The sequence below is a fragment of the Enterococcus alishanensis genome (assembly GCF_019218635.1).
Taxonomy (GTDB): Bacteria; Bacillota; Bacilli; order Lactobacillales; family Enterococcaceae; genus Enterococcus_A; species Enterococcus_A alishanensis.
On sequence record NZ_JAHUZB010000004.1, the window covers coordinates 146,741 to 161,662 of the forward strand.

16 protein-coding genes are annotated in these 14,922 nt (G+C 34.7%); 1 reads left to right on the forward strand and 15 read right to left on the reverse strand.

Features of this window, described 5'->3' with window-relative positions; translation table 11 throughout:
• Positions 1 to 261: 261 nt before the first annotated feature.
• The 10 genes from KUA55_RS11050 to KUA55_RS11095 form a co-directional block, all read right to left on the reverse strand.
• Positions 262 to 1,425, reverse strand: a complete 1,164-nt coding sequence (locus KUA55_RS11050; RefSeq protein ID WP_218326339.1) for an MFS transporter — start codon at positions 1,423 to 1,425, stop codon at positions 262 to 264.
• 298 nt (positions 1,426 to 1,723) lie between these two features.
• A complete protein-coding gene (locus KUA55_RS11055; RefSeq protein WP_218326341.1) occupies positions 1,724 to 2,437 on the reverse strand; it encodes an HAD family hydrolase in 714 nt (237 codons plus the stop codon).
• 61 nt (positions 2,438 to 2,498) lie between these two features.
• Positions 2,499 to 3,125, reverse strand: a complete 627-nt coding sequence (locus KUA55_RS11060; RefSeq protein WP_218326721.1) for a bifunctional 4-hydroxy-2-oxoglutarate aldolase/2-dehydro-3-deoxy-phosphogluconate aldolase — start codon at positions 3,123 to 3,125, stop codon at positions 2,499 to 2,501.
• Between the two features lie 21 nt (positions 3,126 to 3,146).
• Positions 3,147 to 4,217: a mannonate dehydratase gene (locus tag KUA55_RS11065; RefSeq protein WP_218326343.1), complete on the reverse strand. Its 1,071-nt coding sequence runs from the start codon at positions 4,215 to 4,217 to the stop codon at positions 3,147 to 3,149.
• Between the two features lie 21 nt (positions 4,218 to 4,238).
• Positions 4,239 to 4,685: a PTS sugar transporter subunit IIA gene (locus KUA55_RS11070; protein ID WP_218326344.1), complete on the reverse strand. Its 447-nt coding sequence runs from the start codon at positions 4,683 to 4,685 to the stop codon at positions 4,239 to 4,241.
• Positions 4,686 to 4,703: 18 nt separating this feature from the next.
• Entirely contained in the window at positions 4,704 to 5,564 is an 861-nt protein-coding gene (locus KUA55_RS11075) for a hypothetical protein (protein WP_218326345.1), read from the reverse strand.
• Positions 5,565 to 5,591: 27 nt separating this feature from the next.
• A complete protein-coding gene (locus KUA55_RS11080) occupies positions 5,592 to 6,098 on the reverse strand; it encodes a PTS sugar transporter subunit IIB (protein ID WP_218326346.1) in 507 nt (168 codons plus the stop codon).
• A gap of 28 nt (positions 6,099 to 6,126) precedes the next feature.
• Entirely contained in the window at positions 6,127 to 6,972 is an 846-nt protein-coding gene (locus tag KUA55_RS11085; RefSeq protein WP_425514621.1) for a PTS system mannose/fructose/sorbose family transporter subunit IID, read from the reverse strand.
• Between the two features lie 24 nt (positions 6,973 to 6,996).
• Positions 6,997 to 7,833: a PTS mannose/fructose/sorbose/N-acetylgalactosamine transporter subunit IIC gene (locus tag KUA55_RS11090; RefSeq protein WP_218326349.1), complete on the reverse strand. Its 837-nt coding sequence runs from the start codon at positions 7,831 to 7,833 to the stop codon at positions 6,997 to 6,999.
• A 44-nt stretch (positions 7,834 to 7,877) separates the two neighbouring features.
• Positions 7,878 to 8,891: a D-isomer specific 2-hydroxyacid dehydrogenase family protein gene (locus KUA55_RS11095; RefSeq protein ID WP_218326350.1), complete on the reverse strand. Its 1,014-nt coding sequence runs from the start codon at positions 8,889 to 8,891 to the stop codon at positions 7,878 to 7,880.
• Between the two features lie 236 nt (positions 8,892 to 9,127).
• On the opposite strand from KUA55_RS11095, the gene KUA55_RS11100 reads away from it, so the two are divergent.
• Positions 9,128 to 9,979: a MurR/RpiR family transcriptional regulator gene (locus KUA55_RS11100; RefSeq protein WP_218326352.1), complete on the forward strand. Its 852-nt coding sequence runs from the start codon at positions 9,128 to 9,130 to the stop codon at positions 9,977 to 9,979.
• A gap of 266 nt (positions 9,980 to 10,245) precedes the next feature.
• Here the strand turns inward: KUA55_RS11100 and KUA55_RS11105 are convergent, their stop codons facing one another.
• From KUA55_RS11105 to KUA55_RS11125, 5 genes are read right to left on the reverse strand one after another with little or no spacing between them, the layout of a single operon-like run.
• Positions 10,246 to 10,950, reverse strand: coding sequence for an SIS domain-containing protein (locus tag KUA55_RS11105; RefSeq protein ID WP_218326353.1), 705 nt, complete (start codon positions 10,948 to 10,950; stop codon positions 10,246 to 10,248).
• Between the two features lie 34 nt (positions 10,951 to 10,984).
• Entirely contained in the window at positions 10,985 to 11,779 is a 795-nt protein-coding gene (locus KUA55_RS11110) for a PTS system mannose/fructose/sorbose family transporter subunit IID (protein WP_218326722.1), read from the reverse strand.
• Entirely contained in the window at positions 11,763 to 12,572 is an 810-nt protein-coding gene (locus tag KUA55_RS11115) for a PTS mannose/fructose/sorbose/N-acetylgalactosamine transporter subunit IIC (protein WP_218326354.1), read from the reverse strand. Before KUA55_RS11115 ends, KUA55_RS11110 begins: the two co-directional genes overlap by 17 nt.
• A gap of 9 nt (positions 12,573 to 12,581) precedes the next feature.
• Positions 12,582 to 13,532, reverse strand: coding sequence for a PTS sugar transporter subunit IIAB (locus KUA55_RS11120; protein ID WP_218326356.1), 951 nt, complete (start codon positions 13,530 to 13,532; stop codon positions 12,582 to 12,584).
• 2 nt (positions 13,533 to 13,534) lie between these two features.
• Entirely contained in the window at positions 13,535 to 14,845 is a 1,311-nt protein-coding gene (locus KUA55_RS11125) for an alpha-L-fucosidase (RefSeq protein ID WP_218326357.1), read from the reverse strand.
• Between the last annotated feature and the right edge of the window lie 77 nt (positions 14,846 to 14,922).

Here is a 14,922-nt window from a genome sequence, read left to right on the forward strand (position 1 = left end):
TTGATAAGCATCTTCTACATTTTTTTGATATCAGATTCCTTCATGAAAAGTACCGATAAACTTTAAGGAATGCCGACATCGTCACTTTTCAAATTAGGAATCTATTTTAACTGATTTTTCTTTTTAAAATTTTTTTCACCAGAACGTTCGGCCTATATTCCAGACTATCTGTTACGTTTTTAAGGTATAAAAACTTAGTATCATTTTTTTCATCCTATGTTCTAATATCTTTCGGTTGTGCATTAAGCAAATAAATTCACCTTATCTCGACTTTTGAAGTTTTTCAATAATGATTGTTGCTGTCAATAAAATTATGCCATAGATAAAAAGAAAGATTGGAAATAATGACATGCTATAAGTTTGAGTAAGTACACCTAATAAAGGAGGCAATAAGGTGGTTCCCACATATGCCAGTGCCAATTGTAAACTCATGATAACACCAGAATTTTGATCACCAAATCTTTTGGGTGTTTCATGAAGCATTGTTGGAAAAATAGCAGCACAACCCAAACCAATTAATCCAAAACCAAGATAAAGCATACTTCCAGAACCTATTCCGATAATTATGATTCCTACTAGCAAAGATAATTCACTAATAATAAGCAACTTTTTGTTAGAAAGCCAAAAAGTTATGAAACCAGAAAAAATCCGACCAACAGTTAAACTAGCATAAAAGATGGAAACTATAAAACTGGCCGAACTTACTGAAATTCCTTTTATATCAATTAGAAAACTACTACCCCATAAACCAATAGTTGCTTCAGTTCCCACATAAAATATGAAGGAAAGCAATGCAAACGGAACTCCTGGTATTTTGAACGCATCGACAAATTTTAGATTGGATTGGTTTGATTTATTTTTCCCAGTTCTTTTCTCCTCCTCCCATAAGGGCAAGCTGAAAAAAAGTACTGCAACTAAAAACAACTGGATTCCACCAATAATCCAATAGCCAAATCGCCATGAATGACCTCCTCGCATCACAGCCCCCATCGTTATCGGGCCTAAAGTAGCGCCGATTCCCCAAAAAGCGTGCAGCCAATTCATATGATGGGCTTTAAAATGCAAAGCCACATATTGATTCAATGAAGTATCGATTGCCCCTGCACCTAGCCCCATTGGCAAGGCAAAGAAAATTAAAAAAGCATAGTTTAGAGTAAAGCCAATTCCTACTATTCCAATAGCCGTCGCCAATACACTTAATAAAACTAACTTGCCCGTTCCTAATTTCGCCACCAATTTCATCGTTGAAAGACTTGAAAGAATCGTACAAATTGAGATCGTCATAGAGATAATCCCAGCAGCACTGTAAGGAACAGAGAAATTTCTAGCCATTTCTGGCCAAGAAACTCCCAATAAAGAATCTGGTAATCCCAAACTTATAAAGGTTAAATAAATAATCAATAAGAATATCAATTTTTTATTCATTTAACACTGTCCACTTAACATTTTTTATATCAACTAGTATTTCCATCTTTTATAACTCCTCCTTATTTTAAAAAACATTAACAAATCAAATTGATTTATTTTGTTGCATTATTTAATAAAAAAACTTTTGTAACATAATTATAAAAGTATAGCATTATCTGTAAAACTACTTCAAGATATTTCAGGAAGTAAATACAAACAAAAAGCCCCACTCGTTAAAGTGAGGTTAAACATACTTATTTTGTTTATTTATCCGCTCTATTCTTTTATATGGGTGCCTAGATCTCCGTATTACTACTTAAATCTTCTCATTTTTTAAATAATCAACCACTTCATCAAGATCTTTGAAGCTTACATCCGGTTTCACCTCATAGGCCAAAGATTGGGATAAATCCATTAACAATTTATATTTCCCCATATTTATTGGCAGGTCGGTAATTTCATCCTCTACTAAGAATGCACGAATTTTTGCGGCTTTTGCGGCTTTTATTCCCACTCTAGAATCTTCAAGAACGACCGCGTTTTCTGGTGAAACATTGGCTTTTTCGCAGGCTTTCAGAAAAATTTCTGGATCAGGTTTTCCATTTGTTACTTCATCACCCGAAATAATAAAATCGATGTATTGGATCACTCCTTCAATCTCCAAATATTCCTCAATATTGTGCAGAAAATTAGAAGAAGCGACGGCAACCATTCTTTGACTATCTTTAGCGTATTTCAGTAGATTCTCCAGTCCTTTTTTCTTAAAGACTCTTTTTTCAGCTGCAAAAACCCGGTTTTTACTTGCTTTCATTTCTTCGCGCCATTCTGGATAAGGAACCTCTTCACCATAAAGATTGCCCATCTCATTAAGGATCGCCTCTTCTACGCGACCAGTTAAATAATAATAAACATTATGATTCATTTCATAATCATACTTTTCAGCTGATTTAAGATACGAACGATAAGCTAAGCGTCCTGTTTCAAACATCAGACCATCCATATCAAATATTAGCAATTCCACTTTTTCCATACTTATTCCTCCCAACACAACAAAATAGCATGGCAAAAAAATCAACCACACTATTTCTTGATTATTTTATTTTCATTAACTCGTCTAAGATTAAACTGGCTTTTTCACCATTATCTTCTTTCACGACATCTTCAGAAAGAATAAACGATCCGCCTACAGCTAGAATTTTATCAAAAGAAAGATATTCAGCTAAGTTATTTTTGTTGATCCCACCCGTTGGTACAAATGACATCTCAAAATAAGGGCCACTTAATGCTTTAATAGCTTTTAAGCCTCCATAAACATCCGCAGGGAAGAACTTCACAACATCTAATCCTAATTCCAGTGCTCGTTGAAGATCCCCGGGGGTAGCAACTCCTGGAAATACTGGAATATTTTTTTCTTTACAATAAAGAACTACTTCTGGCACAATCGCTGGTGATACGATAAATTGTGCACCATTTTCAATTGCTGCAACTGCTTGTTCTTTTGTCTTAACAGTTCCGGCACCAACCATCAAATCACCCGATGCTGAAAGTTGTTTAATCGCTGCTACCGCCAAATCACTTCTAAAGGTTACTTCAATAAGTGGTAGTGAATGATCTACTAAAATCTTTTCAACTATTGGTAAATAAGTTAAATCAGTAGCCGTGTAAAGCGGTAATAGTCTTGCTTCTTTCATCTTTAAATAAACTGGGTGCTGTTTCATATCAAACAATTAATGACCCTCCTATTTCTTTTTGGCTTTTGTAATTGCTTCGTGTAAGCCTTGAGTATAAGTCAAGCCCATCGCACGATCATACAATCCATAACCTGGTCGGGCAACTTCACCCCAAACAGTTCGTCCATGATCTGGTCGTAAAAGTCCCTCATAGCCGACATCTACTAATGCTTCCATAATAGCATACATGTCTAATGAACCTTCTGTTGATAAATGAGCTGTCTCGATAAAGTTTTGCTCTCCTAAAAAGCCCACGTTACGGAAATGAACAAAATTAATTCGATCACCGACTTCACGAATCATTTGAGGGATATCATTATTTGGATCAGCACCTAATGCGCCAGTACAAAAAGTTAGTCCATTATAGGGTGAATCAACTGCATTGATAATCCGCTTCAAATCAGCAAGATTTTTTGTAATACGTGGAAAATCAAAAATTTCCCATGGTGGATCATCTGGATGAATAGCCATTTTAACATCAACTTCTTCACAAACAGGAATAACTTTTTCTAGAAAATATTTTAGATTTTCAAATAAGATTTCTTCCGTCACGCCATCATACATGGCTACTAATCCATTGAATTTAGCTAATCGTTCTTCTTCCCAGCCGGAAATTTGAAACCCTTTTGACTGACTGGCAATGCGTTTATATAAATCCTGAGGTTCCAATTCGTCAATTACGGATTGATCAAATTGCAAGGTTGTACTGCCATCAGGTAATTCGTAATTCATATTTGTTTTAAACCATCCAAAAATCGGTTTAAAGCTATAACAAATTAAACGAACATCACACGCTGCTAAATTACGAATGGTTTGAATATAGTTATCAATATATTGATCTCGTTCATCCGTTCCGGCTTTAATTGCATCGTGAATCGCAACACTTTCAATACCTAATAATTCCAAATCTCCTGCTTGAACTTCAGCTTTTAATTCTTTAATTTCGTCAATTTCCCAGACATCTCCAGGCATTTTATTTAGTAAAGTGCCAACAATCCCATCAATCGCAGGAATTTGTTTCACATGTTGGATCGGAATCGGGTCACCTTCTGTACCATACCATCTAAAGCCCCATTTCATAGACTTACTTCCTTTCTGATTTTAGAATTCATCTTCTTCGTCTTCATCATCTGCCACCATTGAAGCATGCCAGAGGCTCATACTGACAGCACCTTGATCTACTATTGCTTTTGCTGCCTCATTAACAGGTGTTGATAGAATTTGATGGTTGATTGTTTCCAATAACATTGGTAAATTAACGCCACCGATAACATACGTATTGGTTTGTACGTCTTCGTTCATCTGACTTACAACCATTAAGGATTGATTATACGGACTAGCACTAATAACATCGGTTAAAATAATAATGCCATCTCCTTGATCAACTTTTTGAGTAGCTTCAGAAATTTTGGCACCTAATTGTTGAATATCCTCACCATGATTCAGATTTACTGTTGCAATATTATCAGTCGCACCAATAATGACTTCTGCTGAATCTTTGAGACCATCACTTAACTTTCCATGAGTGGCAATTACGATTCCTAACATTTCAAAACCTCCATTTTTTTATGAAAAAGCTTCTATTAATTGATTAATGTTTGCCATGTTAATTTCTTTTCTTTTCAATATATCCTTTGATAAATAAAATGTAGTATCTTTTGATTCACCACAAAAAATATAATTCATCTGTCTTTTTGTTTTAGTATCAACTGCTGTTTTAGAAAAGCTTTCAGTCTTATCTCCTTTAAAATACAATGGTGTTTCAGCACCAACTGAATCCATAAAATAAATAGGAGTTGTTTTTTTAGTAGACTCTTTTAACACTTCTAGTCCTCTTTCGCCATAACTACCTTCATCAATAAAAGCATAAGCGATATCGGCATTTTTATTTTCTTCGATCATAGCTAACATCATCAATATCGTTGAAGTGTTTCTTACCAAATTTTTCCGATTTGACAAACCCTTTGTGACTTTACCGAAAATCAGAAAGAAAAGCAGTATTGCTGCAATCCCAACATATGTTTTCAACTGACTAAAATCAAAGGCAAATAAATTATTTTGCATAAACAATGACAGACCAGCTAAACCTATGACTATTGAAATGATGGTTGTTAAAACAATAAAAAAGATTGTTTTACGAGACTGAGCTTGACGATCAAATAAGACATAATCACCAAAAAAATTTGGCGGGGTATCATAATAGGTACAAATAATTTTTTTCGCCCGCTTCAAATCACCGACATAAATATTACGAGATGCACCCTTTTTTTGTTGATCAAATTCAATCACTTTCGGTTCAACACCCAACTCAGACAAGTCGGTCACTAAGGCACCAATGAAACGTTTTTTAGATTTTTCACTTCTGCGAGTTGCGTACATATATTGGTAGCGAAATTGCCAATCTTTAAATTTTTCTGTTGCTGCCATTTCATGACCTCCTAATATGATGAGTTTCTATAAATCAAACTGTTTTAATACATCTTTTAAACTAGACTTAGGTGCCGATGGTGTTGCTTGGAAATAGATGTCTTTCACACCATAGTTTTCGTTTAAATCTTTTAATTTTATTGCATCTTCTTTATTCAAATAAACTGATTTCGTTACTAGCAAATCTTTTTCAGGATCTTTTTGCGCAATCCCACCAATATTTAATTCCTCCATTGGTAAGCCATGCTTCACTAAGTCATAAATAACACTGACAGTCTTAGTAATCAAAATACAATCATAATCTTTAAATTTATATTCATCCCAGTAAAATTTAGCTTTCTCTGGTGTAATCACAATGGTCTTTTGACCTGTTCGGCCACCAGCACTTTTATATAAATCTCTCATAAATTTATCTTTTGCTACTATTTCATCAACAACAAAAATTGAATTTACACCACTTTTTTGTGATAAGGTCACCATTACTTGACCATGAATCAATCGTTCATCAACGCGTGCTAAATTAACTCTACCCATTTTTTATTTTCTCCTTTATGTTTCAGATTTATAAAATTCCGATTGCTGCCAATACAATTAAGATTGCAGTCAGCAAGAGTAATGCTTGGGTTACTTTTAACCCTTTTTTCGTATAGAACCAGTACACACCCATTACAACCGCTAGCGGTAATATACCTGGTGCAATCTGATCTAAAATATCTTGAATAACAAATTCTCGACCTGAAATATCAAATTTCAATGCTGAGGAGACATTTACATAGTTACCTGCTAAAATCCCCATCATGAACAACCCTAAAACGGATAATGTTTCAATTGCTGTCTGAACTCCAGTACTTTGCATTAAACCTGATGCACTTCGTCCCATTGTAAAAGCCTGTCTTGCAAAAAACACACCTAAAATTGCTTGATATAAAGCAAAACAAACAAATGGGAAAATTGCACCTAAAGCACTACCTTCTTGTGCCCATGGAACAGCAATCGCGATAAAAATATATTGAACCGTGCCTGAATCAATTGCATCACCAATCCCAGCTAAAGCACCCATCAAACCCGCTTTTGTGTTGTACATTAAATCATCTTGCATCATAATTTCTTTATTTTGGCTTTCTTCTTCTGCTCGTTGTTGTTCCATCGAAGACATCAAACCAGTGATGACCCCACCACCCCAACTTAACTGAGTGTTGAAGAATAATAATTGACGTTTGTACGCTGCTTTTAATTGTTCCGGATCCTTATATAGTTTTCGTAGAATCGGCATCATCCCGTATAGTAGTGACGGTGCTAAATATCGCTCAAAAGAGTGAGGAATCTCGTTTGCAAAATGCCAACGGAGATAGGCTTTTGTTACGTCTTTTTTTGTAATTTCTTCTGGCGCTTGGGTTGTCTCAGTCATTTCACTCATCTTTTTTCCTCCTTATTAAAATCCATCATCATAATCATCGTCGTCATCATCTAAAGTACTGGAGCTGCTAGCTTGTGCAGGTGCCGGCGCCAATTTCCCTTTTTGTGATTGAACAAAAATCAAGGCAATTAACACACCAAAGATTGCATAAGTTACCATAGTGATTTCTAACGATTTGAACACGACACTTAAGAAATATGCTAAGAAGAAAAATACTAGATAATCTTTTCGACCAATAACATAGACCGTTGTTGCAATACCAATCGCGGCTAAACCACCACCGACAACTTCTAAAATATGAATAACTACGGTACCTTCTAAAGCTGTAATAATATCTGCAATTACTGGTGCCCCTAAATACAATGCGAAGAATACCAATGGTACGAATAATAAGAAAGAAGCAATTGTTGGATACCAAATAATTGACCGTCTAATAGCACTATCATTTAAATCATCCACGGCTTTATCGGTATATTTTCCAAGGAATGTATTGATAAAGAAACGGAATTGATACAAATAACTTCCTAAAAGTCCAACGGGTACAGCTACTGCAATCGCTGCTTCTGGTTTTAAATTACCTAGTAACGCAACGGGTACAGCAATCGCTGCTGCAATAGATGGTTCTGCTGGCATCGAACCGCCAGGAGAAAACACCCCCATATAAATCATTTGCAATGCGGCAGTAACAATCATGGCTTGTGGTACATCTCCCATAATAATCCCAACAACTAAACCAGTCATTAAAGGTGAAAAACGTAAGGTTAAAGTCGCCCCACCACCTAGCCAACGTGACATAATTGCTGCAACCCATAAGGCAATCAATAAACTTTGTAATACATTTAATGTTTCCATAAGTCCTCCCTCTGAATCTTTAATATCAATCAATGCTTAATTTTTTATACTAAAACATTCGTTTTTAAATATTTACTTTCGGCTTGTACGGCCCTCTCCGGCAACTGACCGGCAATAATAGCTTCAACATCTTCCACACATTTTTCGCCCATCGATTCTAAACATTCCATTGTATAAGCTGAAGTATGCGGTGTCATAATGACATTCTCAAACTTAAGATAAGGATGATCACTTCGACCAGGTTCTTCTTCTAAAACATCTGTCGCTAAGCCACCAATCTTCCCACTTTTTAAACCTGCGACCATCGCTGCCTCTTCAATTAATGCCCCTCTTGCACTATTAGAGATATAAACGCTTTCTTTCATCTTAGCGATTGTCTCTTCATTAATGATATGATAATTACCATCATTTAAACTAGCGCATAAACAAATCACATCCGACTGCTCTAACAATTGATCAAATTCAACTTTTTTGGCACCGTAACTTTCAATATGCAGGGCTGATTTATAAGGATCATAAGCCAATACTTCACACCGAAATCCATTTCGAATGGTTTCTACGACACAACTACCAGTATTACCGACTCCAACTACACCAACTGTTTTATTAAAAAGTGTGTGGCCGACAAAACTTGCCCGATCTTCCCAACGATTATCGGCAACTCGATTGTGAGCTTGAACTGTTTGCCTCATTAAAGCCAATAAGTTCGTCACATTATTTTCTGCTACAGCATCTCGTTCAACCAAAGCAGGTATAATCGTTACTACTGTATCGTGTTTTTTTGCTGCAGCTAAGTCTATGTTGTTAAAACCAATTCCATGTCTAGAAATCATCAACAGTTCATCTTTATGCTGGAAAAATTCTTCAGTAAAAAATGGCGTTACACTGGCGATGACAATATTGATTCCCTGTAAAGTCTCAGCCAACTCCTTTCCTCCAATTTCCGAATCAACATTAATGTGCTGGACTTGTCCAATTTTTTCTAACCGTTCCAAATGCTTAGGGAAAACTTTTCCAAAACTACTTGAATTTACAATACCAATTTTGTATTTTGTCATTTTCTTCCTCCATTTTAAACCACTCGATTTTTCAACAGCCTTTTCCATAAATAATGATAGCGTATTCATTTCATACTCTTATTATACAAAAAAATATTTTTTTGTAAATAGATTTAAGAAAAAAAGTTTTTATTGATTTTTGTTCTTCTCCCACTTATCATGTAAAATACAGGTTGAATAAACTTCTATGCATGATATAGTTTTAGAAATATAAATAATTAAGGAGATTAATCATCATGGCTACTTCTATTCGTTTAACAATAAAATCCATCTACAAAAATTTAACGCCTAAAGAGCAATCGATTGCTGATTATATTTTGAAAGAGCCGCAAAAAGTTAGCCATAGCTCAATCAGTGATATAGCTAACGATTTAAACATCGCTGATTCCACTTTTTTTCAATTCACTAAAAAACTAGGGTTTTCAGGCTTTAAAGACTTTAAAATGGCGTTATTAACTAGTGACGATTATCAAAATTCGATGACAACGATCCATCAAGGCATTACACAAGACGACGACGAACTTGAAATGGCTTATAAGATCTTCGACTCAAATATTTCAACTCTTCTAGATACCAAGAAACTTTTGGATAAGCAGAAATTAAAAGATGCTGTTGACTTCATTGATCATTCCGATAGATTATTTTTCTTTGGTGTGGGAGGATCGGAAATTGTTGCTTCAGATGCCTATCATAAATTTCTTCGTAGCCCAGTAAATGTTGTTCACAACGCTGATTATCATATCCAATTAATGGAAGCTTCCATGATGACGGAAAAAGACTGTGCTTTGCTGATAAGCCACACTGGTAAATCAAAAGAAACCATTCAGTTAGCAGAAGTAGCTAAAAAAAATAGTGCAAAAATTATTGTGGTCACCAGCCAAATCCAATCCCAGTTAGCTAAACTAGCAGATATTGTGTTCACCTCGATTTCTGAAGAAACTGCTTTTCGGTCTGAAGCACTGGCGTCACGAATTTCTCAGTTAAGCATTTTAGACGCTATTTTCACCATTTTGATGTTCAGAAATGCAGCTGGTTCGCAAACTTCGATTGGAAAAATTCGAGAAGTCATCAACAAAATTAAAGAATAATCATTTAAATAAAAAAGGACTCAGTAATCGGCAATGATGATTACTGAGTCCTTCGTTATTTGAAATTTGTCGTAAATAAAATACTGTAGACAGTAGCCAAAACATGAACTTTGTCTACTGACTGAACTTCCTTCATAAAGTAGTCTAATTATTTCTAACTTCAGATTTTTTTCACTATTAAAAATAACTAAAATCAACATTTTAAGAAATTAGCTACTTTATATCTTTAATAAGGAATCTAGGATAGATAGGGCTATTTCATAAAATTAAATATGGAAAATTCTTTCTGCATATTGATTTTCTATTTTCAAGTTTCTTTCATGACCACCATCAATATTCGCACTTAAATACACCGGTGGTTCAAAACCTTTAGATACCATTATTTTAATTGCTTCATACATCGTTTGCTGTAATAACAGTGTAGCTGCAAAGGAGGATGTGCCGCATACTTTTGTTTCCAATCCACTAATATTCAATGCCGCATCACCATAAACTGAATGATTATCTAAAACTACATCAGCAAATTCATACAATAATTTACCACTCTCATGTCGAGAAGTTGACGCCTTAGATGATTCAAGTGCAGTTACAACTATTAATTTATTGTCATGTTTCTTTATTTCTTCAGCCATTTCAATAATCATCGGATTTCGTCCTGAGTTTGAAACTAAGAAAAAAATATCATTTGGACTAACTAAAACTTTATGCATTAATGTTTTACCTACCCCGTGATTCTGTTCATACATACCACCGGCAGGATCCATAATTAATTTCGATGGTATTAACCCTCCTGCGCGCCCGCTGATTTCGAGCGCCGCAGCATACGAATGACCACTTCCAAAAGATTGTGTGATACCGCCATTCATTATTCCTTCCGCAACGATCTCAGCCGCTTTTGTAATATTTGCTGCTTCATACTTTTCAAGTATTTCAGTAAGTTTTCTACATTCATCAAAAAATTCTAATGACATAATGAACACCCTCTCTTAAATCTCGTGTAAACTTCTACATGATTCCTAATACTTTTAAAATAATAGACAGTACAATAATCGAAAGAATTGCTCTTGTTGAATTAAAATGTTTTTTACCTAACAACCAATAGATGACACCTACCAAGATAGCTGGGATCATCATTGGCATAATTTGATCAAGTGTATCTTGAATATTCAGTTCAACATCTCCAGTTTTAAAAGTCCAAGCAATCTTAGCATTTATAACTGAAGGTATCATTGCACCAATAACTGTAACTCCTAATAGTGTTGCTGAAGTTGTTAGAGCATTTAAATGTCCAGACATACTCGTTACTAATTTAACACCTTGTTTGTAACCTATTCTTACAGAAAAAAATCTAAATATTAATATTAAAATATTTACTAGCAACCAGATGATGACACCAATCGCATTTCCTTTTAAGGCTAAATATGATGCTACTGAACCAAAAACTGTTGGAAAAAGCACTCCAAAAATTGTATCTCCAACACCAGCAAAGGAGCCCATTAATCCGGTTTTTAAACTAGATACCGTATCTTTCGAATTTTTACCTTCAGCTTCTTCTGTTGCAATATCCATTCCTAAAATAAATCCACCCATATGAGGAGTAGTATTAAAAAATTGGCTTTGCATACGCATCATGTCTTTTTTTGTCTCTTTATCTTTTCCGTACAGCTTCTCTAGAATAGGAAGCATTGAAAATAGATAACCTCCGCCCATCATTCGTTCATAGTTCCAGGACAATTGACTACCTACCAACCAATTCAAACTTACTTTATCCAGATCTTTTTGATTAATTTTCGTACTCATCGTCACTTAGTCCCCCTCCTGCATTTACATTAACTGGTACTGTATTTTCAGATGTGTTTTGATTACTGATTAATTTTTTAAACTCTAAAATAGCTAATGCTAGACCTAAAAGCGCCACGCCAAACATTGGTATTTCTAAATAAGCCACTGCTAAAAAGCCAATCATTAAATATGTTATGAAATTTTTAACAGGTAAAAATCGCAATAAAATAGCAATACCAACTGCTGGTAGCATCCCACCTGCCACTGAGAGTCCGCCAGTTAGCCACTCAGGAATAACATCTGAAACAAATTTAATTACACCATCACCAAAACTAAATACGATAAAAATCGGTAATCCACGAGAAAGACCCCAACTTATTGTCCCCATTAAGTGGTACATTTTGATTCCTTTAACATTATCTTCTTCAATACTTTTATCAATTTTCTTTTGGAAAAAAACATTGCAAAAACGAGCAAAAATATCTAACTGAATCATTAACAATGCAACTGGTACTGCTAAACCAATACCAAATTCCACACCTTTACCACTTATCACTGCAAATACCGTACCTACAATTGATGCTGTCATATAGTCTGGTACGCTGGCTCCACCATAAGCTTGAATTCCTAATCCCATCAATTGTAAGGTTGCCCCTACTGCCAACCCCATCTTTATATCACCCATAACTAACCCAGTAATCGTCCCAACGATTAATGCTTGATTAGCAATAACATTAATACCTAAATTTTCTACAATTGCATAAAACCCTAATAATGATAAGACTACAATTTGCCAAATTTCAATATTCATTCTTTTTCCCTACTTCCCATAAAATTGTGAGAACGATTTCTCTTCCTCCATTGGAACCATCTGAGCCGTCACAACAACTCCATCTTTTTCTAATTCTAAAATTTTATGCACATCTTCTTCTGATAGAAATACTGATTTGGTCACTTGTTTTGTACCTTCTTTGGGACTAGAGTTGCCTAAATTAAACTTATTAATTGGCACCCCTAATTCAATCAAACGAAAAATCGTTTTGATATTTTTTACAATTAACATTACCTTTTGTCCATGGTAGGCATCTTCTTTTATTCGTCGTGCGGCTGTTTCAGTTTTTAAAATACTTAACTTAATGCCTCCTGGAACAGCAGCTTTTAATGAAGCTTTGGCAATAGGATCATTAACTACCTCATCATCGACAATCATCACTCTTGTAGCTCCCAAAGACCCTAACCAAAGTGTTGCAACTTGACCATGAATCAAACGTTCATCTAACCTTACATGTCTGATTCCCAGATTAATCATTTTACTTTCAGATATTGGGAGATCCATTGGATTAGATTGTTTGTGTACTAATTCTTCATTATTACTAGCTGATGTTTTAATCCCATTTGATCCTTCTATCATAATAGATTTTGCAATACTAGCCGCCGTTTCATTTGGATTGAATCTATCACTATACGCTCTTAATATCATGGGGATATTTAAACCTGAAACTATTTCAATCGGTCTCGTCTCTTCTTCTTTTAATTGATTTAATTGATTGAATGGTGTGCCTCCCCATAAATCAACTAAACATAATAGCTCATCATCTGAGTCAAATTTAGTTAATACTTTATCTAATTTTTCACGAAATAGTTCTAAACTATCTTCAGGTTTTAAAATACATACTTCCACTTTTTCTTTTTCCCCAAAAATCATATCGCTTGTTTGCTTAACACCTAGAGCAAAATCACCATGACTTGCGATAATTATTCCCACACTCATTTTTACCCCTCCTTTAATGTTAGTTCGATCACTGGAATTAGTTCATTTGGTCTTCTGACTGGAATATTTAGCATCAACATGCTTGGATCAAGTGCTTCTTTTACATGAACTTCTGTAATCTCTTTGTATAAATTAGTGGTCGCTTTTCTATCTCCTCCTAAATTTTTTGTATCTGTAAACCGAATTTCCGAACCATCATTTAACAGTCTTGCAAACGAGATCTTTCCGCCTAACTCTGGTAATAAAATTGTTCTATATGGCCAACTAAAAATGTGTAAAAATAATTTATTCCCTTTTTGAGTATAGCGACAATCTAAGGGTGCTTTAAACTTAGACAATGTAGCTCCATAGATAGAATCTCCGTGTTTTCGTAACCATTCTCCTACAGTTTCTAAAATCTCATCGCTAGTCGAGTCCCATTCTCCTCGAGCATTTGGCCCAATATTCATTGTGAAATTGCCGCCTTTAGAAACTGTATCTACTAATTGTTTAGCTACCATTTCACTTGTTTTGAAGTTCAAATTATCCCGATCATAGCCCCAACTATTATTCAAGGTTTGGACTGTTTCCCAGACATCTTCTTCGTTTTCCATAGCATTGTTCCGTGCAAACTGTTCTGGTGTAAGCACGCCTCTATTAAGATCTAAACGGTCATTAATAAATATATTAGGTTGAATTTCATAAATCATTTTTTCAAGCTCGACACTTCCCCAATCAGCAGCACCTTTACCAACCGAAGTTCCCCAGTCTCTACTTTTATATGAAAAATCAAACCATAAATAATCAATCGTTCCGTAATTTGTTAATATTTCTTTCACTTGATTAGTTAAAAATTGTCTATAATTCTTCATGTCACCAGGATTTTTATCAATATACTCTTTGTTGTTTCTCATTGGGTGGTAACCATCAACTAAAAAGTCAGGCTGGTACCAATCTAACAATGAATAATAAATACCAATTTTAATACCAACTTTTCTAAATTCTTCAATAAGTTCACCTAATAAATCTCTTTGATAAGGCGAATTCATTACATTATATGAAGTTTCTTTAGTATCCCACAGACAAAAACCATCATGATGTTTCGCAGTAATAATCACATATTTAAACCCATCATCTTTAGCATTTTGTGCCCATTCTTTAGGGTTTAATAAGTCAGGATTAAAATGATCAAAATACTTTTTATAACCTTCAACACTGATTTCTTCTAAAGTCTGAACCCATTCATGTCTTCCGGCAACTGAATATAAGCCAAAATGAATAAACAAACCATATCTACTTTCTGAAAACCACTTGCGTCCATTTTTTACTGTCATTTTTTCCTCCTGTAAAGTTTTTTTATTTTATTTAAATAAATTATAGCGTTTGCATAAAAACGTTTCCATAGTTGGAA

Coding starts and splice junctions, on each gene's coding strand:
- KUA55_RS11050 (WP_218326339.1), bottom strand. CDS start 1,425: ATGAATAAAAAATTGATATTCTTATTGATTATTTATTTAACCTTTATA.
- KUA55_RS11055 (WP_218326341.1), bottom strand. CDS start 2,437: ATGGAAAAAGTGGAATTGCTAATATTTGATATGGATGGTCTGATGTTT.
- KUA55_RS11060 (WP_218326721.1), bottom strand. CDS start 3,125: ATGAAACAGCACCCAGTTTATTTAAAGATGAAAGAAGCAAGACTATTA.
- KUA55_RS11065 (WP_218326343.1), bottom strand. CDS start 4,217: ATGAAATGGGGCTTTAGATGGTATGGTACAGAAGGTGACCCGATTCCG.
- KUA55_RS11070 (WP_218326344.1), bottom strand. CDS start 4,685: ATGTTAGGAATCGTAATTGCCACTCATGGAAAGTTAAGTGATGGTCTC.
- KUA55_RS11075 (WP_218326345.1), bottom strand. CDS start 5,564: ATGGCAGCAACAGAAAAATTTAAAGATTGGCAATTTCGCTACCAATAT.
- KUA55_RS11080 (WP_218326346.1), bottom strand. CDS start 6,098: ATGGGTAGAGTTAATTTAGCACGCGTTGATGAACGATTGATTCATGGT.
- KUA55_RS11085 (WP_425514621.1), bottom strand. CDS start 6,972: ATGACTGAGACAACCCAAGCGCCAGAAGAAATTACAAAAAAAGACGTA.
- KUA55_RS11090 (WP_218326349.1), bottom strand. CDS start 7,833: ATGGAAACATTAAATGTATTACAAAGTTTATTGATTGCCTTATGGGTT.
- KUA55_RS11095 (WP_218326350.1), bottom strand. CDS start 8,891: ATGACAAAATACAAAATTGGTATTGTAAATTCAAGTAGTTTTGGAAAA.
- KUA55_RS11100 (WP_218326352.1), top strand. CDS start 9,128: ATGGCTACTTCTATTCGTTTAACAATAAAATCCATCTACAAAAATTTA.
- KUA55_RS11105 (WP_218326353.1), bottom strand. CDS start 10,950: ATGTCATTAGAATTTTTTGATGAATGTAGAAAACTTACTGAAATACTT.
- KUA55_RS11110 (WP_218326722.1), bottom strand. CDS start 11,779: ATGAGTACGAAAATTAATCAAAAAGATCTGGATAAAGTAAGTTTGAAT.
- KUA55_RS11115 (WP_218326354.1), bottom strand. CDS start 12,572: ATGAATATTGAAATTTGGCAAATTGTAGTCTTATCATTATTAGGGTTT.
- KUA55_RS11120 (WP_218326356.1), bottom strand. CDS start 13,532: ATGAGTGTGGGAATAATTATCGCAAGTCATGGTGATTTTGCTCTAGGT.
- KUA55_RS11125 (WP_218326357.1), bottom strand. CDS start 14,845: ATGACAGTAAAAAATGGACGCAAGTGGTTTTCAGAAAGTAGATATGGT.